The organism is Thiorhodovibrio litoralis (genome assembly GCF_033954455.1).
Taxonomy (GTDB): Bacteria; Pseudomonadota; Gammaproteobacteria; order Chromatiales; family Chromatiaceae; genus Thiorhodovibrio; species Thiorhodovibrio litoralis.
Genome location: NZ_CP121473.1, coordinates 4424740 through 4449581 on the forward strand (window position 1 = coordinate 4424740; position 24842 = coordinate 4449581).

General features: G+C 61.0%; 22 protein-coding genes and 1 CRISPR repeat array. Of the genes, 17 read left to right on the forward strand and 5 right to left on the reverse strand.

All coding sequences use genetic code 11. The annotated features are described in order from the left end of the window. Window positions 1-4: 4 nt before the first annotated feature. The 7 genes from cheB to Thiosp_RS20205 all read left to right on the forward strand — a co-directional run bounded on the left by cheB (window position 5) and on the right by Thiosp_RS20205 (window position 8185). Window positions 5-1054, forward strand: coding sequence for a chemotaxis-specific protein-glutamate methyltransferase CheB (gene cheB / locus Thiosp_RS20175; protein ID WP_201068746.1), 1050 nt, complete (start codon window positions 5-7; stop codon window positions 1052-1054). Further along, a complete protein-coding gene (locus Thiosp_RS20180; RefSeq protein WP_201068747.1) occupies window positions 1054-2607 on the forward strand; it encodes a CheR family methyltransferase in 1554 nt (517 codons plus the stop codon). Before cheB ends, Thiosp_RS20180 begins: the two co-directional genes overlap by 1 nt. A 2-nt stretch (window positions 2608-2609) precedes the next feature. After that, window positions 2610-4811 (forward strand): hybrid sensor histidine kinase/response regulator, encoded by a 2202-nt coding sequence (locus tag Thiosp_RS20185; protein WP_201068748.1) that lies wholly within the window; start codon window positions 2610-2612, stop codon window positions 4809-4811. Between the two features lie 124 nt (window positions 4812-4935). Beyond that, window positions 4936-5304: a response regulator gene (locus tag Thiosp_RS20190; RefSeq protein WP_009150724.1), complete on the forward strand. Its 369-nt coding sequence runs from the start codon at window positions 4936-4938 to the stop codon at window positions 5302-5304. 8 nt (window positions 5305-5312) lie between these two features. Then, complete coding sequence (locus Thiosp_RS20195; RefSeq protein WP_201068749.1) at window positions 5313-5855, forward strand: chemotaxis protein CheW; 543 nt, start codon at window positions 5313-5315, stop codon at window positions 5853-5855. A gap of 21 nt (window positions 5856-5876) precedes the next feature. Continuing rightward, the gene (locus tag Thiosp_RS20200) at window positions 5877-6356 is read left to right on the forward strand and encodes a hypothetical protein (protein WP_201068750.1); all 480 of its coding nucleotides are present in this window, start codon (window positions 5877-5879) and stop codon (window positions 6354-6356) included. A 71-nt stretch (window positions 6357-6427) separates the two neighbouring features. Then, on the forward strand, window positions 6428-8185 hold the full coding sequence (locus tag Thiosp_RS20205; protein ID WP_201068751.1) for a diguanylate cyclase: 1758 nt from the start codon (window positions 6428-6430) through the stop codon (window positions 8183-8185). A 47-nt stretch (window positions 8186-8232) separates the two neighbouring features. Here the strand turns inward: Thiosp_RS20205 and Thiosp_RS20210 are convergent, their stop codons facing one another. After that, on the reverse strand, window positions 8233-8379 hold the full coding sequence (locus Thiosp_RS20210; protein ID WP_201068752.1) for a PIN domain-containing protein: 147 nt from the start codon (window positions 8377-8379) through the stop codon (window positions 8233-8235). A 77-nt stretch (window positions 8380-8456) separates the two neighbouring features. After that, window positions 8457-8702, reverse strand: a complete 246-nt coding sequence (locus Thiosp_RS20215; protein ID WP_201068753.1) for an antitoxin — start codon at window positions 8700-8702, stop codon at window positions 8457-8459. 233 nt (window positions 8703-8935) lie between these two features. Here Thiosp_RS20215 and Thiosp_RS20220 point away from each other — a divergent pair, with 233 nt between their 5' ends. From Thiosp_RS20220 to Thiosp_RS20240, 5 genes are all read left to right on the forward strand, one after another. Then, window positions 8936-9898, forward strand: a complete 963-nt coding sequence (locus tag Thiosp_RS20220) for a helix-turn-helix transcriptional regulator (protein WP_201068754.1) — start codon at window positions 8936-8938, stop codon at window positions 9896-9898. Window positions 9899-10022: 124 nt separating this feature from the next. Further along, window positions 10023-10640 (forward strand): type I-MYXAN CRISPR-associated protein Cas6/Cmx6, encoded by a 618-nt coding sequence (cas6, locus tag Thiosp_RS20225; RefSeq protein ID WP_201068755.1) that lies wholly within the window; start codon window positions 10023-10025, stop codon window positions 10638-10640. Between the two features lie 6 nt (window positions 10641-10646). After that, window positions 10647-12971, forward strand: a complete 2325-nt coding sequence (cas3, locus tag Thiosp_RS20230) for a CRISPR-associated helicase Cas3' (protein ID WP_201068756.1) — start codon at window positions 10647-10649, stop codon at window positions 12969-12971. 47 nt (window positions 12972-13018) lie between these two features. After that, window positions 13019-14653 (forward strand): type I-MYXAN CRISPR-associated protein Cmx8, encoded by a 1635-nt coding sequence (gene cmx8, locus Thiosp_RS20235; protein ID WP_201068757.1) that lies wholly within the window; start codon window positions 13019-13021, stop codon window positions 14651-14653. Between the two features lie 19 nt (window positions 14654-14672). After that, window positions 14673-15143: a hypothetical protein gene (locus Thiosp_RS20240; protein WP_201068758.1), complete on the forward strand. Its 471-nt coding sequence runs from the start codon at window positions 14673-14675 to the stop codon at window positions 15141-15143. 553 nt (window positions 15144-15696) lie between these two features. On the opposite strand, the gene Thiosp_RS20245 is transcribed toward Thiosp_RS20240, so the two are convergent. Then, entirely contained in the window at window positions 15697-16824 is a 1128-nt protein-coding gene (locus tag Thiosp_RS20245; protein ID WP_201068759.1) for an IS110 family RNA-guided transposase, read from the reverse strand. Window positions 16825-16871: 47 nt separating this feature from the next. Here Thiosp_RS20245 and Thiosp_RS20250 point away from each other — a divergent pair, with 47 nt between their 5' ends. The 4 genes from Thiosp_RS20250 (at window position 16872) to cas2 (ending at window position 20158) form a co-directional block, all read left to right on the forward strand. Further along, window positions 16872-17426: a hypothetical protein gene (locus Thiosp_RS20250; RefSeq protein ID WP_201067406.1), complete on the forward strand. Its 555-nt coding sequence runs from the start codon at window positions 16872-16874 to the stop codon at window positions 17424-17426. 7 nt (window positions 17427-17433) lie between these two features. Continuing rightward, the gene (cas5, locus tag Thiosp_RS20255; protein WP_201067409.1) at window positions 17434-18120 is read left to right on the forward strand and encodes a type I-MYXAN CRISPR-associated protein Cas5/Cmx5/DevS; all 687 of its coding nucleotides are present in this window, start codon (window positions 17434-17436) and stop codon (window positions 18118-18120) included. Between the two features lie 95 nt (window positions 18121-18215). Beyond that, the gene (locus tag Thiosp_RS20260; protein ID WP_201067412.1) at window positions 18216-19850 is read left to right on the forward strand and encodes a type I-MYXAN CRISPR-associated endonuclease Cas4/Cas1; all 1635 of its coding nucleotides are present in this window, start codon (window positions 18216-18218) and stop codon (window positions 19848-19850) included. Then, on the forward strand, window positions 19850-20158 hold the full coding sequence (gene cas2 / locus Thiosp_RS20265) for a CRISPR-associated endonuclease Cas2 (protein WP_201067426.1): 309 nt from the start codon (window positions 19850-19852) through the stop codon (window positions 20156-20158). Before Thiosp_RS20260 ends, cas2 begins: the two co-directional genes overlap by 1 nt. 236 nt (window positions 20159-20394) lie before the next feature. Next, a CRISPR array of direct repeats spans window positions 20395-23287; the repeat unit is 36 nt; unit sequence GTCCATTCATCCGTGATGCCGAAAGGCGTTGAGCAC. Window positions 23288-23352: 65 nt separating this feature from the next. Here the strand turns inward: cas2 and Thiosp_RS24845 are convergent. Next, complete coding sequence (locus Thiosp_RS24845; RefSeq protein ID WP_407702744.1) at window positions 23353-23781, reverse strand: STAS domain-containing protein; 429 nt, start codon at window positions 23779-23781, stop codon at window positions 23353-23355. Between the two features lie 76 nt (window positions 23782-23857). Beyond that, a complete protein-coding gene (locus Thiosp_RS20280) occupies window positions 23858-24124 on the reverse strand; it encodes a type II toxin-antitoxin system Phd/YefM family antitoxin (RefSeq protein WP_201067430.1) in 267 nt (88 codons plus the stop codon). A gap of 362 nt (window positions 24125-24486) precedes the next feature. Between Thiosp_RS20280 and Thiosp_RS20285 the strand changes: the two genes are divergently transcribed. Next, window positions 24487-24792 carry a type II toxin-antitoxin system Phd/YefM family antitoxin gene (locus Thiosp_RS20285; protein WP_201067432.1) on the forward strand — a complete coding sequence of 102 codons (306 nt, stop codon included), beginning with the start codon at window positions 24487-24489 and terminating at the stop codon, window positions 24790-24792. The last annotated feature ends 50 nt before the right edge of the window (window positions 24793-24842 follow it).

Sequence of the window (24842 nt, forward strand, 5' to 3'; positions counted from 1 at the left end):
GCCCATGAGCATCCGGGTGCTGATCGTCGATGACAGCCCGCTTGCGCGGGGTCTGTTGCGCGCCATCCTCGAGCGCGAGCCGGATATCGAGGTAGTCGGCGAGGCCACCGACGGTTACCGTGCGGTTGATCTGGCACGTGAGCTGCGCCCGAGCCTGGTGACCATGGATATGGAAATGCCGGGCTTGCATGGCCTGGATGCCATTGCCAAGATCATGCGCACCAAGGCGCTGCCGATTCTGGTGGTGAGCAACGTCGAGGATGCCGCCACCGCCTGCGAGGCGCTCAATCGCGGCGCGCTCGATGTGATTGCCAAACCTGACGACAGCGAGGCCAGGGTCGCGGCCTTCATCGCCAAGGTGCGCCTGCTGGCCGGCATGGTAGTTGCCACCCGTTGGCGAGCCCCGCAAGCCCAGCGCCAAATAGCACAAGAACCCAAGGCTTCACCCACCCGGCGTCCCTCACCAGCGCCCCCTCAGGCCTCTGCCCGGTCAAGACTGGTGGCCATCGCCGCCTCAACCGGCGGCCCCCAGGCGCTGGCCACCATTCTCTCGGCGCTGCCGGCCGACTGCCCGGCGACGGTGCTCATCGCCCAGCACATCGCTGAGGGCTTCAGTGCCGGTCTGGCGCAATGGCTGTCGCTGAGTTCGCGCCTGCCGGTGCAACTGGCCAGGGACGGTGAAACGCCCCGCAGTGGTCAGGTCTATCTATCCCCGTCGGAGCACAATCTGGCCCTCAGCGCTGGCGGGCGCTTGGAGTTGCGTCCGCGCACTGCCAGCGACATCTACCACCCAAACTGCGATTTGCTGCTGTGCTCGGTGGCCGAGGTAGCCGGCCCGCGAGCAATCGGCTTGATTCTCACCGGCATGAGCAGCGACGGCGCCCTGGGCATGGCGCATATCCGCGCCCATGGCGGCCTGACTCTGGCCCAGGACGAGGCCAGCTCGGTGGTCTATGGCATGAACCGGGTGGCGATTGAGGCTGGCGCCATCGATCGGGTTCTGCCGCTGGCCCAGCTTGGCGCCAGCATTGATCGCGCAGTGCGGGCCGCGTGATGAAAGCGCTTGAACTCGACGCCTTCAAAACCCTGGTGCGCGAGCACTTCGGTCTCGTCTTCGAGCAGCAGACCCAGAGCAAGCTCGCCGGCGCTCTTGCCAAACGCATGGCCGCCTGCGAGCTACATCTGCCACGCGCCTATGCCGCGCGCCTGCGCGCTGATGCAGCTGAGCGCCAGGCGCTGGTCAATCTGCTCACGGTGAACGAGACCTATTTTTTTCGCGAGCCCGAGCAACTGCGGCTGCTGATCCAACGTCTGATACCGCGCCGACTGACTGTGCGTGCAGACGGCGCCAAGGTGCGCCTGTTGAGCGCCGGCTGCTCCTCGGGCGAGGAAGTCTATTCGCTGATCATGCTGCTGACCGAGGTCTACGGCGAGCGCACGCCCGAGTTGTTTGAGGTGATGGGTGGCGACATCGACAGTGCCACTCTGGAGAAAGCCCGCGCCGGGCGCTATGGGCGCTTTTCCTTTCGCGGTGTCAGCGCCGAGCGCCAGACGCGGTTTTTCCTGCCCAGCGGCTCTGGCTACCAGGTGCGGGACGGTATTCTCGCTCAGGCACGCTTCGTACCGCTGAATCTGAGCGCGCCGCCGGCCAGCCTGGGCCGGTTCGATTGTATTTTGTATCGCAATGTCTCCATCTACTTTGACGAGCCCACGCGCGAGCGGGTGCTGCGCAATCTGATCCGGCTGCTGAAGCCCGAGGGCTACTTGATCATCGGCAGCTCCGAGACTCTGGGCAACGACATTGGTCTGCTGGAACTGGTCCAGGAAGACGGCCTGTTTTATTTCATCAACCGCAGCTGCGGCGAGAGCGACAGGCCGGTATCCAAGAGCGCGGCTGGGGCTCTGGTCACTGACGATTTCCGACCGCCGCGCCCGCCAGACCCACCAACCCCACCAACCCCGCAACCCGCGGCACAAAGGGCCAGGCCGCTTGCCGCAGCGCCCGCGAGCCCGGCTGCTCCGGTCCAGCCCACGCCACCGACACCCGCCAAGCCAGCGCCTATGACGGTCGGTTCCCAGCCGCCTGCCGCGCCATGGCCACTCGACCCGGTGCAGCAGTTGATTGCCGAGCAGCGCTTCGACGAAGCGCTGGCTACGGTTGGCGAGCGGCTCGTGCAGGCCCCGGCGGATGCCGATGCCCTGCTGCTCAGCGCCTATCTGCTGCTTGAGCGCCGCCAGTTCGACGCGGCCGAGGAGCAAGTCCGCCAGGTGCTCGAACAGCAGCCCTGGCTCACCGATGCCTGGCTACTGCAGGGGCTCATCAACAAATGGCGCGAGCAAGCGGACCCGGCAGTGGCGGCTTTTAAGCGCGCGATTTACATCCAGCCAGACTGCTGGCCCGCGCATTTTCATCTCGGCGATCTTTACCGCGCCCGAGGTGATGGCGCGCAGGCCGGGCGCGCCTGGTCCGCCGTTGCGCGGCTGCTGGCAGCTGAACCACCGCCGGCCAGCGGTCTGCGCCTTCGCGTTCTGGAACCGCCCGCCAAGATGGCCCGCTATCTGTGCGAGCGGCATCTGGCGCCCGAGCGGGAACCGAGGCCGAGCTAGCCATGGCCATCGACCGGAGCAAATTTATCGGCCGCTTTGTCGAGGAAGCACGCGACCATCTGGTGCGCCTCGACCGCGGCCTGGCGGAAATGGCCCAGGGCAGCGCGGGCGAGGGGATCACTGCCAGCGAGATCGATGCCCTGTTTCGCTCCGCGCACACCATCAAGGGCTCGGCGCGCATGCTGAGACTCTTGCCCATCTGCGACACCGCCCATGCCATCGAAGACCTGCTCGGCGCCTTCCGCAGCCGACAGGTGCAAGCGGATGCCGGGTTGAGCGCACTGCTGCAGCGCGGCGTCGATGCCATTGCCAGCGCGGTCGATCAGCTCGACCGCCAGCCCGATCCGGACGCCTTGGCGCCGGCGGATGCCGGGCTGTGCGCAGCCCTGAGTGCCGCCGCGACCCCGGGGGATGCTCCCCGACCGGCCGCTCCGGCAGCCAACCAGACGTCCGAGCGGGCCGCAACCCAAGAGGCAAAAGCAGCTTCGGCTCCGGCGTCAGCACCGACTCCGGCTCCAGCGGCCCCACCCACTTCCGGCCTGTCGGACAGCGACACCCTGCGCGTGCGCCTCGACCATCTCGACGGGTTGATCCGCCTGATGGGCGAGATCATCGCCCAGCACGACCGATTGCGACTGCGCCCGGATGAAGCCCGGCGCATCGCCCGGGGTGCCGAGGCCGAGATCGCGCCGGCCTGCGAGGCCTTCGCCCACAGCCTGCGCGAGGATGTGCAGGACCAGGAGGTGCTGATCCGCGAGCTGCATGACCGCGCGCTGGCGCTGCGCATGCTGCCCTTGTCGATTCTGTTCGAGCCCGCAGCGCGCAATCTGCGCCAACTTGCCCGCTCGCTCGGCAAAGAGGTGCGCTGCACCATCACGGGCGACGCCATTTCCCTCGACCGCCAGTTGATTGATGAGCTGGCCGATCCCCTGCTGCACCTGCTGCGCAATGCCGTGGACCACGGGCTCGAACCGCCGGATGAACGTCAGGCTGCCGGCAAGCCCGCCAGCGGTTCTGTGCGACTCGAAGCACGCCGGGATGGGCGCTGGGTGGAGATCACCATTCGCGACGACGGCCGCGGCATTAATGTCGCCGCGGCCCGCGACAAGGCCATTCGCAAGGGCTTGCTGAGCGCCGAGCAGGCGGGCACGGCTAGCGACAGCGAGATTGTCGATCTGATCTTCACCCCCGGCTTCTCCACCAGCGCGCTGATTACTGATATCTCCGGGCGCGGCGTGGGCATGGACGTGGTCAAGTCCATTGTGCTCGACCGCCTGCAGGGCAGTATTCAGGTCGACAACCGCCCCGGTCTGGGCGCGACCTTTCGCCTGCGCCTACCCCTGTCTCTGGCCATCATGCGGGTGCTCTTGATCGAGGCCGGGGGCGAGACACTGGGGTTTCTTGCCCAGCATGTGGCGGAAATCCTGCGCCTTTCGCGCGACAGCCTGCTCGAGGTGGCCGAGCGGCGCGCGGTTATCGTGCGCAATGAATTCGTCCCTGTCATGCCGCTTGCCGAGTTGCTCAATCCCGCGTTTAAGGTCGCGCCCGCAACTGCAACCGCAGCGGAGGCGAGCCCCCAAGTCTTGCTGGTCATCCTGCGCATCGGCCAGGAGAAACTCGCACTTGAGGTCGATGTGCTCCGCGACGAGCGCGATCTGGTGGTCAAGCCGGTGCCTGAACATCTGCGTCACCTGCATCTGGTCTCAGGCTTTGTCAGCAGTGGCGCGCTGGCGGTGGTCAGCGTGTTGCACGCGCCCGCAGTGCTCGATCTGGCCGCGCGCGCCCGTGGTCAGTCGGTCAGCGACGGTGCCCGGACAATGGCTACAGCAGGCGAGCGTGTCAATCGCCTGCTGGTGGTGGACGATTCCCTGAACACCCGGGAAATCGAAAAGGACGTACTCCAAGCCCATGGTTACAGCGTCACCCTGGCCGAGGACGGCATTGACGGCCTGCACAAGGCCATGCGGGAGCAATTCGATGCCGTGTTGACCGATGTGGAAATGCCGCGCATGGATGGCTTTACCCTGACCGAGCGCCTGCGCGCGCTTGACGCCTACCAGGCGACGCCCATTGTGATCGTCACCTCGCGCGAGAAGGAAGAAGACCGCCAGCGCGGTCTGCGCGTCGGCGCCGATGCCTATATCGTGAAAGGGGACTTCGACCAGAGCAATCTGATCGGCACCCTGCGCGCGCTGCTTGGCTGACAGTGACGCGCATGATCGCAACCCGCCGGCGCGCCCTGACAACTGGTCCTACAACACCAAAGCCGGCATGGTATCTTGCACTGATCAGCCGCACTGCCGCCTGCGTGCGCAGGAGTCCCCCCAAATGCACATTCTGATTGTCGATGATGACCCGCTGGCCGCTGAACTCTCGGCCGCCATCCTCCAGGCTGCGGGCTACCAGACCCTGGTCGCCGAGCAGGCGCTGGATGCACTCGAACAGCTCGAGGCCAATCCGGACCTGGATGTGGTCGTCAGCGACATGCACATGCCGCTGATGAACGGCATTGAATTCTTCGCCGAAGTGCGCGAGCGCGGCTATCCCTGTCGCTTTATTCTGCTCACCGGCGACGCGCCTGAGGAACTGCAAACACAGCAACCGGGGCTCGATGCCTGCCTGCTGAAAGACTTCAGCCTCGAACACAGCTTGCCGCGACTCGTTGCCGAACTGACCGCCAGCCGCCACGAAGCCTGAGCTTGCCCATGTCTGGTCCCAGCCTCGATGACATTCTGGCCGAGCGGCACAGCAGCCTTGCCTCCGGCGCCAGTCAGGCGGGCGAGGTTGTGGATGTGGATGAGCCCGTCGTCAAGCTGGTGATCTTCACCCTGGCTGACCAGACATTCGCCTTGCCTGGTCAACAGATTCGCGAAATACTCGCCGCCCCCTGGGTCTATCAGGTGCCGGGCGCGCCTGCGGCGCTTGAGGGGGTGATCAGCGTGCGCGGTGAGATCGAATCCGTTCTCTGCCTGCGTAATCTGCTGCAACTGCCAGCAACCAACCCTGAGAAAATGGCAGTGCTCTTGACGCGCGGCGCCCGCCTGCAAACCGGCTTGCGCGTCGATGAAGTCATTGACCTATGCGACCAGCCCGAGAGCGCCCTGCAGCCGGCGCCAGACACACTGCCAGATAATCTGCGTCCGTACGTGCGCCACCTGACCCGCCTTGGCGAGCGCGGCGTGAGCCTGCTTGATCTCGACAGCCTGCTGGCGGCCTACAGCAAGAATGTTGCCCACAAAGCCGCTTGAGCAAGGCGCCGCTGCCAATCCATGAGCGCCCTTGACTTGGTGCTGTGCCGGGCCGCCGGTCACTGCTTCGGCTTTGAAGCTGCCCTGGTGCGCCAGGCCCAGAACTGTGGCTCGGCTGCGGTTACAAGTCTCGAGACCTGCCTGGGCCTGCCTGAAGATGGAACACAAGACCGCCATCTGCTAAGCCTGCGCGGTTGCAATGGCGACTGGACTGTCGATGTTGCCGGACCACTAGAATTAACCAGTCTGCCGTTCAGCCACATTCATCCACTGCCACCGCTGCTCGCCCTGCAACCGCCGCTCCCCGGCCTGCGAGCGCTCGCCCTTGTGCCGCCAGAAGAGCCAAAAGCTCCAAGAGCTCCGCAAGCGCCTGACGCGCGGCTGATTCTGCTGCTCGACCCCCGCACTCTGGCACTGCGGGCCAGCAACAATTCGCTAACCGCAGTAGGCTACAATGATGCTCTATCTTCCGACTCTCCTGAACCGTGCCAGCGCTCTTGATCCCAGTCCCCCGAAGAGCCAATCCGTTCGATTCATAGAAAACGCCCCCAGGCTAGCCAAAAACAACCAGAATGACGGCTCAAGATCAGTCCCCCAGTGATCAGTCCCCCAGTGATCACTCCTCCGATGGTCAGTCTCTAGAAGCCATCAAGGCCCGCCTGCGCCAGAGCTTTGTCGAAGGGCTGCCAGCGCGCATCGCGCAATGTCGCGTCGATATTGCTGCCATCAATGCGCACGGCACTGCTGAACAGGATCGTCTGGCGGCGCTGAAGCGTCTGCATCTCAGCTTTCACACACTCAAGGGCTCGGGCGCCTCCCTCGGCCTCAGCACACTCGCGCAACTTGCGGAACCGGCCGAAAAGGCGGTGCAAGGGGTGCTGAAACAAACGCCAGTTAAAGAGCGGGAATCCTTGCGCAAACTGGAGCGCACCCTCACACCCCAGCTCGACGCCATCGAGCGGGCGATTCTCAGTCAGATGGCCAGGCCACCGAGTGCGCCGGATGCCGCGGACGCGAAAGCCGCATCCGTCGCCGCCCGCGCCGACCCACACCAGCGCGATCACCGCATGGTCTATCTGTGCGACGATGATCCGCATCAACTGCAGCAACTGGCCAATCAACTCGCCTGCTTTGGCTATCCGCTGAAAGCCTTCAGTCGGCTCGACGCGCTCAAGGCGGCCGTTCTCGAGCAAACGCCCGCCGCTGTGGTGATCGACATCGTCTTCCCCGAGGGCGAAAACGCCGGCCCGGAAATGCTCGCCGAGCTGCGCCCGCAGCTCAATACCCAGATACCGGCTATTTTCATCTCCAGCCGCGATGATTTCAGCGCCCGACTGCGCAGCGTGCGGGCCGGCTCAAGCGCCTTCTGCCCCAAGCCGGTGAACATCCCGGAGATGGTCGAGTTTCTCGATCACCTGACCAACCCCGCGGCGCCCGAGCAGTTTAATGTGCTGATCGTCGATGACGAACCCGAACTGGCCCGGCTGCATGCCGCGACGCTTGAGAGCGCGGGCATGATCTGCCAGGTCGTTACGGCGCCCGAGGATGTCCTCAGCGTGCTCGAACGCTTCCGTGCCGATCTGGTGCTGATGGATCTGCACATGCCGGACTGCTCCGGCCAGGAACTCGCCAGCATGCTGCGCCAGATTCCTGGCTACGTCAGCCTGCCGATCATTTTTTTGTCATCCGAAACCAATCAGGAACGCCAGTTCCAGGCCCTGCAAGCCGGCGCCGATGGCTTTCTGGTCAAACCCATCGAACCACGCCGTCTGGTCGACGAGGTGCGGCTGCGGGCCGAGCGCATGCGCACGCTACGCTCCCTGATGGTGCGCGACAGCCTGACCGGCCTGTTCAACCACAACACCATCCTGCAATTTCTTGAACTGGCCGTCGCCAACGCCCGCCGCAACACCAGTCCGCTGTGCTTTGCCATGATCGACGTCGACCACTTCAAGCTGGTCAATGATACCCACGGTCACCCTGCCGGCGATCACGTTCTCATGGCTTTAAGTCGCACCCTGCGTCTACGCCTGCGCGACTCCGACTCCATCGGCCGCTACGGCGGCGAAGAATTCGCCGTCGTACTCAACGACACTGGACTAAAGGACGCGACCGAACTCCTCGACGCCCTGCGCACCGACTTCTCGCGCATCCAATTCCAGGCAAACGGCCAGAAGTTCAGCTGCACCTTCAGCGCCGGCATCGCCACCTTCCCCAATTGCCCCGACCCCCGCCGACTGACCGAAACCGCCGATCACGCGCTCTACAATGCGAAACACGCCGGGCGCAACCAGGTCACCACATTAGTGTGCGATGGCCTCGAGCGCTGAATACGGCGTACTGATGCGATGGTATCTGGTCGATTTGCTGTCTTGTCTTAGCTGCCTCTGCGCGCCGAACTCTCAGAGCATTGCGGCAGCCAGTCCTCAAGGCTCAGCTCAGGTACGCGCTTGAACTCGCGGGTATTGTTGGTTACCAGCACCGCGTCTTCCGCCACCGCATGGGCAGCGATCAACAGGTGCATATTGCCGATCGGAGTTCCCGAGCGTTGCAGATGCACGCGAAGACCGACCCCGGATCACAAAGCTGCAAGTGTTGGTGTCAAGCATCCATATCATGGAAACAATCCCGATCCTGTGGTGGCTCTTGACCCCGATCCGCCAGGAAGTCTTCGGGAGTTTTGCTTCGCTTGGCGAAAAAGTCATCCCAGCCTTTGGGCTTTTCGCGCAATACCAAAGCATCGCCGATGCGTTCGATGAAGACTTCGTTACCCTTCATGCGGAACTCAGCTGGCAGGCGAACAGCCTGGCTGCGACCATTCATAAAGAGCTTGGCAGTAGCGGCCATCGAAATATTCTCCCAGGATGCAGTGGGTCAATGGTATATATCAAAAGTATAGACCAGCATCAACGGGTGCGCGGTGCTGCCAGAGACAAGTGACGCGTGCCGGCTTTTCTCGTCAGGACGGTTTGGAGTTACCGGGGAAATATTCCGAGAGCTAATATCCTCCCATACACGAATTTTCCAGTTCGTTTCAGATACTATCGACGCGGGACTCATGAAGAGGATAAGTCGCCGCTATGAACCGAGCAGAGCGTATCTACCGCGTCCACGCCTTACTGCGGGACAAGCCGCGTTCCTTTGAGCAAATGCGTCGGGACCTGGAAGTATCCCGAGCCACCTTAGTGCGTGACCTCGGTTACATGAAGGACTTTATGAGGGCGCCGATCGAGTACCACCGCGCCAGCAATTGTTATCGTTACCAAGCATCGTCCAGTTTCGAGCTGCCCGGGCTCTGGCTCAATGAGAGCGAGTTGTACGCACTGCTCGCCAGCGAGCGGCTACTGGACTTGGTGCAGCCAGGTCTGCTGGCACCCTATCTCGGCCCGCTGCGCGCCCGCCTGCGCAGCCTTCTGTCCCAGAGCGGGCACACTGCCGATACCGTCAGTGAGCGCATTTTGTTGCAGCCCATCGCCGCGCGCCGGACCGAGGCGTACCGCTTTGGCGTCGTTGCCGGTGCGCTGCTTGAAGCTAAGCGGCTCGACATCCGTTATCACGCGCGCACCCAAGATCACGAAAGTCGCCGCATCGTCCATCCACAGCGGCTGGTGCGTTATCGGGACAACTGGTACTTGGTCGCCGAGTGCGAGCAAGCACAGGCACTGCGCATCTTCTCGCTCGACCGAATCACACAGGCCGAACAGTTGTCAGGCGGGGCATATCAGCTGGACGCGCAAACACTCGAGCGCTTCCTCGGCGCCAGCTTCGGCATCTTCTCCGGAACGGCGACCGCCTGGGCGGTGCTGCGCTTCAGCCCACTGGCATCCCGCTGGGTGGCTGACGAGATCTGGCACCCCGAGCAGATCGGCCAATGGCGCTCCGGACACTACGAGCTGCAGGTGCCGTACTCCGATCCACGCGAACTCCTCATGGACATCCTCAAGTACGGGCCGGACGTGGAAGTCATCGCGCCACCCGCGTTGCGGGATGCGGTTGCCGATCGGTTGCGCCGCGCGGCAGCCACCTACGCTCCGGATGACTGACCGCCCTGTCTCATGAATCGCAAAAATTTTCTCACTGGCTCAGTCTCTGAGCCACTTAGTATGTTAGAACACTCTCCCAAGACGGCTCCGCGCCGGCCATCGACCCGCCAAGGAGGTATTCTCGATGTCGCAAGGCGACACAACAACAGGCAATCAGACCATTGAGACGAGTTTTCGCGTCAATGGCGACACGCTTCCAGCCGACCACGGCTACGCACTTTATGCCGCCCTTGCGCATTTGCCCACGGTTGGACCCTTGCTGCATGCCAGTGAGCAGGTCGCCATCCAACTGATCCGCGGTCAATACGCCGGTGACGGACAGCTCAAACTCACGAGCCAAAGCCGTCTGCGGGTGCGCATCCCAGCCGCTTCTCTCCCCAATATCCTGCCGCTGGCTGGACAGTCAATCCTGATCGTTGGCCAGACGCTGCGCATCGGCGTTCCGCAAACCAGCTTGCTCAGACCAGCTGTCGCCCTCTACGCCCATTTGGTCACAACCCGCAATGGCCAGGACGAAGCGCGCTTCGACGCGGAAATCAGCAACCAGCTTGAGCACCTGGGCATTCAGGGTAAGCCGACGCGGGGCAAGAGGCGGATTTTCCGCGTCAAGGATAAACGTGTCGTCGCTCACTCGCTGCTGGTTTCCGAGTTGACCGCATCGGAGTCCATCCACTTGCAAGAGGCGGGGCTCGGCGGGCGGCGGAAGATGGGGTGTGGGGTGTTCATCCCCTGGAAGGGATAGACGCCGATGCTTCTTGCAAAAAAGGCACCCCAAGACGGTCTCGGCGCGAAATCTCTACTCGATCATTCGTGCGAAGTTCTGCAAGCCGCCGAATCGCTGTTCAGCGATGGCGAACAGCCTTCAGCGCTCGGTTTCGCCTGGCTCAGGTTCTTTCGGCTAGATGCTGATCGATGGTCACAATTCCGCGACAACCTAACGGCCAGCGCGCTTCTTCATGACATTGGTAAGGCCAATGACGGTTTCCAGGGCGCGATGACCGGCCGTGGCGAGCAAATCGTCCGTCATGAGCATCTGAGCGCCATCATGCTCGGCTTGCCGGCCATGAGCGCGTGGTTAGCCGGCAATTCTCTGCTGCAGCACGACGCCATCCTCAGCGCGGTCGCCTGCCATCACCTGAAGGCGAGTCCTCGTCCGCCAAAGTACGCCGGATACCCGTCTTTTGGCGAACGCTATGTTCAGCAGAATCTTCTGGCAATCAATGAACCAGAAGAAGTCCATGAACTACTGAGCGTTGTCGCCAAGCGCCTTGGGCTATCACCGCCACCCGTGCTGCCGTCGCCGTGGAGCTTCGATGGCTCCGGTGGTGAGGACTTTGACCAGCGGGCGAGAGAAACCGCCGGCATCTTGAACCGCATTCGCGTTCGGGGCGACTTGTTCGTACCAGCCTTGAAAGCGGCGTTGATCGCCGCCGACGCGGCTGGCTCAGGCTTGCCGCGCGAGGGCCATGACATCAGTTCCTGGATCGCGAGCGTCTTTAGAACATCGCCACTCAAGGCGCAAGACATTGACAACGCGGTCTTGCAGCCGCGCAAGGCGGAGATTGAGGTGCGTCGCCGGACGAAAGATCCGCACTTCAGCTTCCGGTATCAGGACTTTCAAGAGCGCGCCACGGAACTCCCCGATCGCGCATTGCTGCTTGCCTCCTGCGGTGCCGGAAAGACCGTCGCCGCTTGGCGCTGGATTGGTGCTCGGCTCGATCATCGACCGGCCAGCCGCGCCATTTTTCTCTACCCGACTCGCGCAACCGCGACCGAAGGCTTCAAGGATTATGTGTCGCATGCCCCCGAGGCCGCGACCTTGCTTAGCGGCACGGCTGGTTTCGAGTTGCAAGGCATGTTCGATAACCCCGATGACCCTCGCAGCGAGCGGAGTTACGAGACCGACGCGCGCCTGTTCGCGATTGGCGTCTGGGAGAAGCGGTTGTTCAGCGCCACCGTCGATCAGTTCCTGAGCTTTATGCAACAGACCTACGCTAGCGCCTGCTTGCTCCCGGTGCTGGTGGACAGTGTCGTCGTCATCGACGAAATCCACAGTTTCGATGCTGGTCTCTTCTCGACGCTGATTCGATTTCTGCAGGCATTTGATTTGCCAGTGCTCTGCATGACAGCGAGTCTCCCCGCGCGGCGTCGCCAGGAACTGGAGCAACTTGGGTTCACAGTTTATCCACAGGATCTCGCCGAATTCCGTGATCTCCAGAATCGAGCGCAAACGCCCCGCTATCAGGTGCATCGTCTTGACAGCAAAGCGTCCGCCATAGGCATCGTCGAGGATGCGCTGCAACAAGGAAAACGCGTGCTTTGGGTTGTCAACAGTGTCGACCGCTGTCAAGGGCTCGCGCAATCCCTCTCGCGCCACCAGCCCATCTGTTACCACAGCCGCTTTCGGCTCGAAGACCGCAACGCTCGCCATCGCGAGTTGATTCGTCGCTTCGCCGATGAGGACAGCGGTGCCTTGCTGGCCATCACCACCCAAGTTTGCGAAATGAGTCTGGACCTTGATGCCGATGTTCTGATCAGCGAGATCGCGCCCATCACCGCACTGATCCAGCGCATGGGCCGGTGCAATCGCCATCTGAAGACTGATCGCGCTCTTGGCGCCGTCTACCTCTATGCCCCCGAGAACGAGCGCCCTTATACCAAGGAAGAAATCAGCGCCGCGCAGCGTTTCCTCGACGACATCATCAGCGAGAGCGCGATCGACCAAGCCGGCCTCGAAGCCCTGCTCGAAGAGCACACCCGCCTTGATGCCCGGGAACGCCGACAGCTTGCGACTTTTCTTGACGACGGCGGCTGGGCCAGGGGCGGCGCGGAAGCCCTGCGCGGCGGAGAGGACTTCACCGCGCCGGCGGTATTGGATGTCGATCTGGAGTCCGGTCGCTGGCGGCCGGGCGCTGTCGGGATCATCGTCCCAGTTCCGCGCTGGCCGGCGAAACTCGCGCAACACGACAAACGCTTGCCGCGTTATCTGCGGCGCGCGCCCGCTACCCACTACTCGGAAAGCCTCGGCTTCTGCAAAGCCCCCATGGATGACTCTCAAGGAGCGCTTCGATGAGTGCCGCACCCAAAGCCCAAGAAACCAGCCTGAGACTCGATTACGACTTGCTCGATCTGCCGACCGCGCAGCACAAGGCGGGTCTCGCCGGTCTGCTGCTTCATCTGCGCAGTTTGGAGGAGCGCGATATCGAGGGCCGACCCGAGATTGATGAGATCGAGCCGCTGTCGGCGTCCATCCGTGTCAGTCAGAAGAGTCTGCAAGTGCTCTTCGATGATTTGTTCGCAGCAGCTTATGAGCGCAAGGAAGTCAAGGAAAAGTACAAAGACCAAACTCCCTTGGATGAGATTGTCGTTACGGTAGAACGAGGCGGAAAAGAGTTTAAAGAAAAACGATTCGTCTATGAAGAGCTTCGACCCACGGGGCATGTGCTCGCGCATTGGCTCAAGGACGGTAAAGAAAGCTCCTGGCATGCGCTTTGGCGAAATATGCTTTGGAGCGTCTTGCGCGCGCAAGACAGAACCCGAATTGAATATATAGCCCGCGTTGATGCTCAGCCAGTCAGTTTCGTTGGCAAGCTCTGGGCTAGCTTGGTCAAGGTCGAGAAACAGAGGGCAAAAGGAGGCTTCGTAACGAGTTCCATCGCCGGCTCTGTCTTAATCGGTGCGCAGGCAAAGAACGCGGAACAGATTGCGTTCGTTGGGCGCGTCGAGCAAAACCTGCTTCTGTATTTCTGGCAATGGGCAGCTCCTTTATTTGTGCCCAGAGCTATAGAACTGCGCACTAAAGAATGGAAGGACTCCGGCTACCTCATCGTCATCCCGGAAGTTGCCGATCTCGTCGACTTTCTCGAAGACATGGAGCACTTCTGGCGTGACCGCGATCCCGCGCGGACAGGCTATCGCCCCACGGAATCGCTGATCGACCTCCCTGAAGAAGGTGGTCTGGAATTCCTGCACCAACTGACCAAGCGACGGATCGAACAGGCAGGATTTCTCCGCTCCATACACGCGCTAGAGCTGTATCACCAGGAAAAGAAAGGCAATAACGTTCGGCAACACGCCGCCGAGCGCCTGCTACCCGATCAGCGCATGTTGCGGAGCTACGAAGAGATACGGGGTGATCGGCGCCAGCATCCGCTTTTCAAGCGCTTGCTAATCAGCAATCTCGTGCGCGGTGACCCCTGGTTTCATGGCGCGGAGATACTCTTCGAACGCTATCCGCTCGAATACTTCATCCATCGACCCGAAACGCCGCGCGGGCGTTTTTTCGGCACAGACGCGCGCGCCCGGTTCAAGATGACGATTACAGACTTGGAAAAGAGGGAAAACCACATGCAGCCCATACCGACGGACGAGGCACTGCAACGGCTGATCTTCCGGCTGATTCGTAACTATGTCGACAAGCGCACGCGCGACCGTGGCGGGATCAGCGACAAAAAGTTCGAGGAACTTGCCGAGACCGAGAAGAAGAAATACCGCGACACCAAGCCCAAGGTCGCGTCCACGGCGTTCTTGGCACTCCGTGGGCGGCGCGAGCAGGACATCGCCGAGTACGTGACCGGCACGCTCGCCTCCGTGGGCTTTTACCAGAGCGAGGACGACTTCCTCTTGCTGAGCGAGCAGCTGATCCATGACCCCGACAAGGTGAAGAATCTCGCCATGCTCGCGCTATCCGCCCACTCCTGGGTCGGACGCGAGCAAAACGAGGGTGCCGAGCCCCAACCCACCGCCAATGCCTGACACACAAGGAGCCAATGTGATGAACCTCTTCGCCACTATTCTGACCTATACCGCGCCAAGCGCCAACTATCGCGGGGAGTCCGCGGAGAACCGCGCGGTCATTCAGAAGATCACCAAGGACCGCTTCGAGCACGCCATCATCAGCCCAGAAGCCATGCGCAATGCCGTCCGTGAATGTCTGCGGCGGTTCGGCTTGCCGAGCAACCGCGAACGCCTCGATGACGAAGAGCAATTGGCTGTCCGTTTTACGGACTACCCCGACCCTGATCGTTTTGCCGATGACTTCTTCATGGGTTGGCTGGTCGCTGCCAGCGGCAAGGACCGCAAGAGCATTCTGGAGAACCTCAAAAAGGCCGGCAGAGACCCGGATAGCTTCCACTTCAAGCGCGATTCGATCCTGCGCATGAACATGGCCGTCGCCCTGGAACCTTCTATGAGGCGTGCTCTGTCAAGCCCTTTTGAAAGCCTTGTCCGATTCAGTACCGTCTAGCAAATCAGAACGTTACAGTCGTTCCCGCATTGCATGAGCGCGCAAATCGGCCGATCCGCCGCGCTTCTCTCTCCCCGAAGGGGCGGGCGTGGTTCATCGAAACGCTCGCGCATGGCAAGGCCGTCGGGCGCTGTTCAGAGGCTTGCAAATCGCGTGATCACTCACCTTGAATCGTCACAGATGCATTGGATCTCCTTGGCGATGGCGGCCGTTTAGTCAGCGCGTTTTGCTCGGTGTCATGGGCATGGCGAGCGTTGTGACAGCCATGGGTTGTCTCGGTTTGAAAGCCGACGGATTCTGTGCGAATCCGCTCCACCTTCTATCCGTGCCGGGAAGCCCGGTCACCTGAAATTGCATGCGATGTTCGCCGCTGAAACCGATTAAAAAGGAAAGCGCCCCTTCTTTTAAAACGGCATGACCAGGGGTCAGCCCAGGTTCCAGTCGGGCGCTTTCGACAACCTTGACCGTGATCCGTCGCGTTGCTCTCTCCTCGGGCGTTGGCGCTGTGCTTGGCCGTTGGGGGTAACTGGATGTCTTCCGCGGGCGGCGGGCCTTAGCCGGCTTTGAGCACCGCGCCGTCTGGGATCTCGCCCTGTTCGAGATAGCGCCACAAGGCGATGAGCAGCTTGCGCGCCAGGGCGACGATGCCGATGCGACGCATGCGTTTGCCGCCGGTGGCAAAGCGCTCGCGGTACCAGCGGCTCAGGGCGCTGTCAGGCTGATAGCGCAACCACAGCCAGGACAGTTCAACCATGAGCGCGCGGATGCGCCGGTTGCCGGCCTTGCTGATGCCTTGGTCGCGCTGATCATCACCGCTCGCATAGGGCGTGGGGGTGAGCCCGGCACAGGCGGCCAGCTGCTGGCGATTGCGAAAGCCGCGCCAGCTGAAGAATTCCATGACCAAGATCCAGCTCGAAACCCAGCCGATGCCTTTGAGCTCGAGCATGCGTGCGACTTGCTGGTGGGAGACGTCGGTGGCTTGCTCGACGCGGCGCTTTTGTTCTTGCTCGATGGCGCGGATTTGCTCATCAGCCAAGCAATAGCGCTGGTATTCGCGGCGGATCTCTTCTTTGAGGTCGGCGCCAAGGGGCTCGCCGGTGGCGGTGCACAAGTGATCGAGAGTATCGATGACGGTGTCGTTGAGACGCTCGATGACGAGACCCTGGGCGATGAAGAGCGATTTGATTCGGGAGCTGTGGGCGCCACGTTCGCGGATCAGTCGCTCGCGCTCGCGGTTCAGCCGCATCCGATCCTCGGCCCCGGCACTGGGGACGTTCACCACCGCGAGGGCTTTTTTCTCTCCGCCAAGATACCGCATGAGCTGCACCAGCAGCGCTTCGACGTCGACCCGGTCGGTCTTCACGCGCCGCTTCTTGCGGTTGACCTGAATGCTGGCCGAGTCGACCACGCGGCTGTGAATCCCCCAGGATTCCAATGTACGATGAATCCAGAATCCATCCCGGCCGGCTTCGTAAACGCTTTCAATGACACAATCCGCGCTGAGTCCAAGCTTCCCCTTGGCGATCTCGATCTGCTCGTGCAAGGCGGGAAGATCGCGCGCTTCGATGGTCTTGATGCGGATCTTCTCGCCGTTGCTGAAGCCCAGCTTCCAGGTTTTGTTGCTCAGCTCAAGGGCCAGATAGAGGGTGGTCTTCGGCGTTTGGACAGCGGCAGTGGTCATGTTCGGTCTCCTCGTGGCTCGGGGTTAATGTCGAGGCTTAGACTTGGATGGCCTACATAGTTTCTTACCGCCACGATTCCGTCTTCACGCAATCCCCAGCGCAAATTGACAGCCCATGGAAGAACGCGGACAGCAGCCAACTGCTCCACCGCGAAACCGCCTACACGGCTTTTCAGTACCCCTTCGCGCTTAATCTCGAGGACTGCCGCTCCAAGCCTGACTGGACACGCGCGCTTTTGAGAGCCATCGGAGAGCTCAATGATGTCGCCGGCAACCATGCCCGCAGCTACTTTGAGATGGCTCCCGCTTCCATCGTAATCCGATTGACCGAGCAACTCGTCGCTGGCCACGAGACTTATGGGTTCCGTATTCAGAATGGTCAGCATCAACTGCCAGAAATCGTCGACGGGATTCTCGCCGGAGACTATCCCGGCGCTGAGTTCCTGCTGGGCGGCCAACTAGTTAAGGAAATGACCGAGGATCAGGCGCAAGCCTTGGCGGACAAGGGCGTCACACTCGACCGGAATCCGCGGCGCTTGTTGTTGACAGCGGCTGATCGCGCGGGCTTCCCGGCGCCATCGGCAAACGCCAACCAGGCGTGAGGCAACCATGCTCTGGCTTTACATCCAAGCGCCTTTCGCGGTCTTTCGCACCTTCACGGCCGGAAGCTTTCGGCCAAGCGCGCCTTTCATGCCCCCCTCGGCCGCCTACGGATTGCTGCTGAATCTGGCCAGCATCGAAATGCGCCACGACGACGGCAAGTCACCCATGACGCTCATCGCCGAAGATATCCCCGAGGCCGAGATTGCACTCGGCGCGGTCTCGCAGCCCGGGCGCCATAGCCTTTATCAGCAGCTTCACAATTACCCGGTCGGCAATAGCGGAGCGAAACATGCGCCCGCGTGCAAGGGCAACAAGTACAACATCACGCCGGCGCGGCGCGCCTTTCTCTCTGGCCTCCGCGCCAGCGTTGGTCTGCGCGGCAACGATACCCTGGCTGATCGGATTCAGACGGGATTGAGCGGCCAGGGATCGCGCGAATACGGTCTGCCCTTTCTGGGCGACAACAATTTCCTCCCTGATCGAATTGATGTCTTGCCCGAGCCCCGAGCGGCTCGATGGCTGGTGCCAATGCAGCCCGAGGATCAACTCGAGCCGGGTGAAGAACCCATGCGACTGACGCTCTCGATTGATCGGGCTGACATGTCCAAGACGTCTAGCCAGCTCTACCGCATGGAGGCCGAGTGCTCCAAAACAGTGCCTGAACGTGCCTGGTCGCGGGTTGGCCCCAGCTGACCCGGAACTCCCCTTCTGTCCGCATGAATTTCTGACACGGACTGGCAAAGGGTTCTGACCATCCTTTTGCGCGCAAACCGACAAGGTGCTCCGGGATGTCCACAACAACCGATTCGCCGCCCCCCATCCGCGTCATGGCCTTGCACGCGCTGGCCTACTGCGAGCGGCTGTTCTATCTCGAAGAGGTCGAGGAAATTCGGCTTGCGGATCATCGCGTTTATGCCGGGCGCACCTTGCATGACGATCTCGATGCCGAAGGCGAATGGACCAGCGTCACGCTGGAAAGCGAACGCCTGGGTATCAAGGGCAAGATGGACTATGTCCGCTACCGTGACGGTGCCATCTGCCCCTATGAGCACAAGCGCGGACGCTCGCGCGGCAGCGAGGCATGGGCCTCGGACCGGCTTCAACTCACAGCGTATGCCGCCTTGCTCGCGGAACATCTTGGCCGCGAGGTGCCAGAGGGGCGCATCCGTTATCATGCCAACAACACCACGGTGCGAGTGCGGATTGATGCGGACGCCCTCGCCGAGCTGAAGCGGGCGATTGAGCGCGCAAGGGAATTGTCCGCCGCGATCGACCGCCCGCCCATCTGCACCAATGAGAATCTCTGCGCACGCTGCTCGCTCGCGCCCGTTTGCCTGCCGGAAGAAGAACGTCTGCTCGCAACGGATGTAGGCGATGCCGAGGCGACCAAGCCACAAAGGCTATTTCCGGCCGATGACGAGCGCATTGTCCTGCATGTCACGGAGGCCGGGACCCGGCTTGGCAAGCGTGGCGAGCAAATCCTGGTGACGCCGCGCGACGGAGACGAATCCACCTACCCAGCCAAACATCTCGCCGCGCTCGTTCTGCACGGCGCGGTGCAAATCAGCGCCCAACTCATTCAGTTCGCGGCCGCCAACAAGATTGCCGTGCATTGGCTCAGTGGTGGTGGCACCTATATCGGCGGACTGCAACCATCTGGGGGCGTGCAACGACGGCTGCGCCAATATCGGGGGCTGGAAGACAGCAGCCAGCGCGACACCCTCACCCAACAGCTGATTCGCGCCAAGGTCCAAAACCAACTGGGCTTTCTGATCCGTGGCGCGCGCAACCGCGGCAAGCTCGAGACCCTTGCGCCACAACTGGACGCCTTGCGCGCCAGCCTGCGTGGGCTCGAGCGCGACCGGGGCGCCGATGCCTGGCGCGGACATGAAGGCATGGCTGGCCGGCACTATTTCAGCGCCTTGCGGCAGTTGATCGACCCGGAGCAAAGCTTGATGGCCTTTGTCGACCGCAATCGACGGCCGCCGCGCGATCCCTTCAACGCCGCGCTCAGCTTCGGTTACAGCCTGCTTTACCGCGACATGCTTGCCGCCATCCTAGCCGTCGGCTTGGACCCAGCACTCGGATTTTTTCATGCACCGCGCAGCAGCGCCTACCCGCTTGCACTCGACCTGATGGAACTCTTCCGCGTCACGCTCTGGGACATGCCCTTGATCGGCTCCATCAACCGCCGCCAATGGACTGAAGAGCACTTTTCCATCACCCCCAAGCAGGTCTGGCTATCCGCCGCTGGTCGCAAACTCGCCATCGGTCTCTACGAAGAGCGCAAGCAAGAGACGTGGCGACATCCGGTGCTCCAATATTCCCTCAGCTATGCGCGCGCCATCGAGTTGGAGGTTCGGCTGCTGGAGAAGGAATGGAGCGGCGCACCCGGGCTCTTCGCCCGCATGAGGCTGCGCTGATGACACACGATCTGGAGCATGCCGAAAAGCGCTGGTACCTCGTCAGTTACGATATTCGCGACCCCAAGCGCTGGCGCCGAGCCTACAAGACCTTGCAAGGCCACGGCGAGCGCATTCAATATTCACTCTTCCGCTGCCGCCTCTCGCGGACCGAGAAAGAAGCATTGCGCTGGGAACTGCAACAGATCCTCAGCCAGGAAGACGATCTGATGTTTGTCCACCTGTGCCCGGGCTGTGCGGCTGGCGTCCAGGAAAAGGGCAAGGATACGGGCTGGAGCAAAGCACCGACTCGCTATGAAGTACTGTGATTGCATGGACCTGGCGGTGGACCTGCCCCAATTTGCCCCATAGATCCTTAACAGCTGATTTATCATAGAAAACTGGCCGACGCTTCGGTCTAAGATACTTGCTGCATGCAATCAATTGAATCTACTCATGGATTTTCCCGCTTTGACAACCTGCTTGCGAATGCAACTGCATGCGTGCCAGGATCATGCAAACAAGCAGCAAAAATCTCACAAAAACAGTATCATGTAAAGTGGCGGTCCATTCATCCGTGATGCCGAAAGGCGTTGAGCACGCTGGCGACGATGTAGAAATCAATCGGGTTCGCTTGTCCATTCATCCGTGATGCCGAAAGGCGTTGAGCACAGCCGGTTTGTGCCGTCGATGTCGCGGGCTTCGTGTCCATTCATCCGTGATGCCGAAAGGCGTTGAGCACGCATTAGGCACTTGCGTCGACCTCATCGCCTCCAAAGGTCCATTCATCCGTGATGCCGAAAGGCGTTGAGCACAGGGGGAGATTCCGATTATCCCCGATCTGGGAGAACGTCCATTCATCCGTGATGCCGAAAGGCGTTGAGCACCAAATAGCGGCGACTGTGCGCGCTCTGGTGGAGTCGTCCATTCATCCGTGATGCCGAAAGGCGTTGAGCACCTACGGTCGAGGTGCCGACATGGAAAATCGTTGGGGGTCCATTCATCCGTGATGCCGAAAGGCGTTGAGCACCGATATCGAAGGTGAGAAAGTAACAGCGTTTACCGGTCCATTCATCCGTGATGCCGAAAGGCGTTGAGCACAATATGCAGTTCTTACTATTCAAGAACCGACACGGGTCCATTCATCCGTGATGCCGAAAGGCGTTGAGCACCGGTCGCGGAAGACCCGGACGCAGTGATTGCCACCCGTCCATTCATCCGTGATGCCGAAAGGCGTTGAGCACACTATGGACCATCTTTTATCGCGGATGTCGTTGAGTCCATTCATCCGTGATGCCGAAAGGCGTTGAGCACGTCAACACCAGCGCGCGCGATGGGATGGCGTCGGGAGTCCATTCATCCGTGATGCCGAAAGGCGTTGAGCACATCCTAACCCATCGCGAGCGTTCGATCGGCGTCCATGTCCATTCATCCGTGATGCCGAAAGGCGTTGAGCACCGGGCTACCTAACCGATCTGGTTGCAGGCTATAGCGGTCCATTCATCCGTGATGCCGAAAGGCGTTGAGCACTGGAAAGCTCAGGGGCCGCCCCCCTGCGGTTTCGAGTCCATTCATCCGTGATGCCGAAAGGCGTTGAGCACGCCGCATCGCACGCTTACAAGGCGCTGGATTGGACGTCCATTCATCCGTGATGCCGAAAGGCGTTGAGCACATTCAAAAGGAAAATCCAGAATGTCGAGATGTCGAGGTCCATTCATCCGTGATGCCGAAAGGCGTTGAGCACAATAAGCGCATGTCCAAAGCACTTTGGATTCTGAGCAGTCCATTCATCCGTGATGCCGAAAGGCGTTGAGCACGCGGGTATGGCGTATGGCAGCGCTATGGCAGAGGGTCCATTCATCCGTGATGCCGAAAGGCGTTGAGCACTCGGTCGGTGCGTCCGGTGCGGTCTGCATAACGGCGTCCATTCATCCGTGATGCCGAAAGGCGTTGAGCACTGCCCGGTCAGGCTGGCGAGTTGTTCGGCGATGTGTCCATTCATCCGTGATGCCGAAAGGCGTTGAGCACATCGTCTGTTTTGTCTGGGTTTTTTGAATTCTTGGGTCCATTCATCCGTGATGCCGAAAGGCGTTGAGCACTAATGCGCGTGGCCCTGGATAGCTATTGCAAACGGTCCATTCATCCGTGATGCCGAAAGGCGTTGAGCACGGCTTGGCGGTGCCGGCGGGTTTATAGCCGGTGAGTCCATTCATCCGTGATGCCGAAAGGCGTTGAGCACTCCAGGGCGCCACTGAGGATGGCGGTGTCGATAAAGGTCCATTCATCCGTGATGCCGAAAGGCGTTGAGCACCCATGGCCGTCGCAGTCGGTGGCCGTGACGGTATAGTCCATTCATCCGTGATGCCGAAAGGCGTTGAGCACAGCGAAGACGCGATCCTGTTCGTTCCTGCCGGGCGTCCATTCATCCGTGATGCCGAAAGGCGTTGAGCACGTGTTAGGGCCAGGGCCTGCCAGTCATGAGGATCTGTCCATTCATCCGTGATGCCGAAAGGCGTTGAGCACTGGGCGGCAGCGGCCAGGATGAGGGCGCTGGCTTGGTCCATTCATCCGTGATGCCGAAAGGCGTTGAGCACTGCGCAGCCATGCTCGCTGCGACCTTGGCGGCGACGTCCATTCATCCGTGATGCCGAAAGGCGTTGAGCACCACACCGCGTGCTGCCCCAGGAGACCAGCAAGGAGGCTGTCCATTCATCCGTGATGCCGAAAGGCGTTGAGCACACCGCCAGGCCGGTCGACCGATCACGCTCGAGGGCGTCCATTCATCCGTGATGCCGAAAGGCGTTGAGCACACTCGACGCAAGGAGAGGAAAGGAAAGGAAAGGAAAAGTCCATTCATCCGTGATGCCGAAAGGCGTTGAGCACCCCATCTATCAGCGTCCCGGCTCTCCCACCTGGTGGAGTCCATTCATCCGTGATGCCGAAAGGCGTTGAGCACCCATGAACCGAGCGGGCCTGAACCAATCTGAACTTGGCGTCCATTCATCCGTGATGCCGAAAGGCGTTGAGCACTTCCAGCAGAAGTTCTCTATCGCTGGTGTACAGGTCCATTCATCCGTGATGCCGAAAGGCGTTGAGCACGGTGCGGATCACAGGGAGGCGGCATTGGGTCGCGGCGTCCATTCATCCGTGATGCCGAAAGGCGTTGAGCACGCGTAGCACCCCATCGGGCATCCCCGTGGAGATGAGTCCATTCATCCGTGATGCCGAAAGGCGTTGAGCACCCAACCGCCAGTCTGAACTGGATGCCGCACAAGCAGGTCCATTCATCCGTGATGCCGAAAGGCGTTGAGCACCGGGAACCGATGGATCGGCTCACAAGTCGGCAGCAGTCCATTCATCCGTGTTGCCGAAAGGCGTTGAGCACCGGTGATCACATCTCCACTCGCCAGCCAGTCGGCCCAGTCCATTCATCCGTGATGCCAAAAGGCGTTGAGCACTCCTGGTGCGCAACGTCGTCGCCACCGGCATCCTCCCGTCCATTCATCCGTGATGCCGTCACCGCTCAGTCATCGAGCGTTTGACCGCCCCCGACCTGCTGCTGCATCGCGTCGAGATAGTCGTCCATCTCCTGAATGCTGGCGAAGATGCTCAAAGACGGCAAGGCATTGATGATATCGAACACCTTGCGAACCGGCGGCTGCAAATGCATGAAACTGACCTTACCGTCGATGGCCTTCATGTCCTTCTTGGCCTTTAACAGCACGCGGATTCCTGCGCTGCTGATGTAGTTCAGTTTCTCCAGATCAAGAACCATCAGATGCGGCTGCTGTGCGATTACTTCATCGATCTGCCGCTCAAAACCCGGCGCCGTATCCGAATTGAGCGAACCTTCCGGGTAGACGATGTAGGCATTGTCTCCCCTGGATTTCACGCTGACGCTAAAGCTCATATTATTATCCTCGCCGACAAGGCCGGCGGTTGATGAAGCCACAACCACAAGGTGCCGAGATCCAAAGGTACAGGCAGGGATCCCAGGCATCCGGCACGAACTCAATCGTCCGCACGAATCAGTCACCACCCGCATCGAGCAGCGTGCGCGGTTGCGCTTGACCGGCGCGCTCCTGTTCGATGGCGTGGGCCAGCGCCCGGGCATTGGCGGGCGTCGAGAGCAGATGCAGGGTTTCCATCTGGCTGTTGTAGTGTGCCGGTGACATGACCACCGCATCGCCTTCAGCGTCGCGGCGGCTGATAATGGTGACATCGACATCGCGCACCACGGTATCCAGCACGGTTTTCAAGGCATTGCGCGCATTGGAATAGGTGATGACGTTCATAACCACTCCGATCTGTACAAATGATTGATCAAGTGTAGCATCACTCCATCACGATCCGTACCTTGGCCGGGTCCTTGCCCTTGGTGAGCTGACCATCGGCATCAAGCAGGTCATTCGCCTGGACTGGATGCAGCGCACGGCCAACTTACTGCTGGCTGTCTTGGATGCCAAAGCGATTCGTATGAAATTGCACGAGGCACTCAACAGAAAGGCGTGCAGCTCGTTCTGCCCGAATATCTCCCGATTCGGTCGTTAGGGCGGTAAACTCTCAACCTCCCAGGCAGCAACGACTGAGGGAGCCCTCTGCACGGGCGAGCTGCGCGAAAAAGGGCTTGGGCATTGACCAATGGAGGAAACCAACCATGTCAACCATTTCGCTTCAGGAGGCTCGGGCGACGCTGCCGGATCTCCTCCACCATTTGATGCCCGGCGAGGAGGTTAGGATCATCGAGAATGGTCGGATCCTTGGCCGCTTGTTACCGGGTGAGGCGCCGTCTGTCAAGCAGCCTCGATCACTGGACTCAACGAAAGCATCCGCCGCTGATATTGCGCCAGACTCCGGCGCCACAAACCGTCTGCGTCTGCCTCCTGGCCTTGGGAAGGGGTACATCACCATTGTCGCGGACGACGATGAACATCTCACCGATTTCGCGGACTATATGCCGTGAGGCTATTGCTGGATACTCGCGCGATGTATTGGTCCTTTAGGCCGTTTCTG

Bases quoted from the DNA above. Each gene is read 5' to 3' on its own strand.
- Thiosp_RS20215 (WP_201068753.1), bottom strand. From the start codon at position 8,702: ATGGCCGCTACTGCCAAGCTCTTTATGAATGGTCGCAGCCAGGCTGTT.
- Thiosp_RS20210 (WP_201068752.1), bottom strand. From the start codon at position 8,379: ATGCACCTGTTGATCGCTGCCCATGCGGTGGCGGAAGACGCGGTGCTG.
- Thiosp_RS20185 (WP_201068748.1), top strand. From the start codon at position 2,610: ATGGCCATCGACCGGAGCAAATTTATCGGCCGCTTTGTCGAGGAAGCA.
- cas6 (WP_201068755.1), top strand. From the start codon at position 10,023: ATGTCGCAAGGCGACACAACAACAGGCAATCAGACCATTGAGACGAGT.
- Thiosp_RS20285 (WP_201067432.1), top strand. From the start codon at position 24,487: ATGTCAACCATTTCGCTTCAGGAGGCTCGGGCGACGCTGCCGGATCTC.
- Thiosp_RS20280 (WP_201067430.1), bottom strand. From the start codon at position 24,124: ATGAACGTCATCACCTATTCCAATGCGCGCAATGCCTTGAAAACCGTG.
- Thiosp_RS20250 (WP_201067406.1), top strand. From the start codon at position 16,872: ATGGCCTACATAGTTTCTTACCGCCACGATTCCGTCTTCACGCAATCC.
- cheB (WP_201068746.1), top strand. From the start codon at position 5: ATGAGCATCCGGGTGCTGATCGTCGATGACAGCCCGCTTGCGCGGGGT.
- cas2 (WP_201067426.1), top strand. From the start codon at position 19,850: ATGACACACGATCTGGAGCATGCCGAAAAGCGCTGGTACCTCGTCAGT.
- Thiosp_RS20205 (WP_201068751.1), top strand. From the start codon at position 6,428: ATGACGGCTCAAGATCAGTCCCCCAGTGATCAGTCCCCCAGTGATCAC.
- cas3 (WP_201068756.1), top strand. From the start codon at position 10,647: ATGCTTCTTGCAAAAAAGGCACCCCAAGACGGTCTCGGCGCGAAATCT.
- Thiosp_RS20200 (WP_201068750.1), top strand. From the start codon at position 5,877: ATGAGCGCCCTTGACTTGGTGCTGTGCCGGGCCGCCGGTCACTGCTTC.
- Thiosp_RS20190 (WP_009150724.1), top strand. From the start codon at position 4,936: ATGCACATTCTGATTGTCGATGATGACCCGCTGGCCGCTGAACTCTCG.
- Thiosp_RS20260 (WP_201067412.1), top strand. From the start codon at position 18,216: ATGTCCACAACAACCGATTCGCCGCCCCCCATCCGCGTCATGGCCTTG.
- Thiosp_RS20220 (WP_201068754.1), top strand. From the start codon at position 8,936: ATGAACCGAGCAGAGCGTATCTACCGCGTCCACGCCTTACTGCGGGAC.
- Thiosp_RS20195 (WP_201068749.1), top strand. From the start codon at position 5,313: ATGTCTGGTCCCAGCCTCGATGACATTCTGGCCGAGCGGCACAGCAGC.
- Thiosp_RS20240 (WP_201068758.1), top strand. From the start codon at position 14,673: ATGAACCTCTTCGCCACTATTCTGACCTATACCGCGCCAAGCGCCAAC.
- Thiosp_RS20245 (WP_201068759.1), bottom strand. From the start codon at position 16,824: ATGACCACTGCCGCTGTCCAAACGCCGAAGACCACCCTCTATCTGGCC.
- cas5 (WP_201067409.1), top strand. From the start codon at position 17,434: ATGCTCTGGCTTTACATCCAAGCGCCTTTCGCGGTCTTTCGCACCTTC.
- Thiosp_RS20180 (WP_201068747.1), top strand. From the start codon at position 1,054: ATGAAAGCGCTTGAACTCGACGCCTTCAAAACCCTGGTGCGCGAGCAC.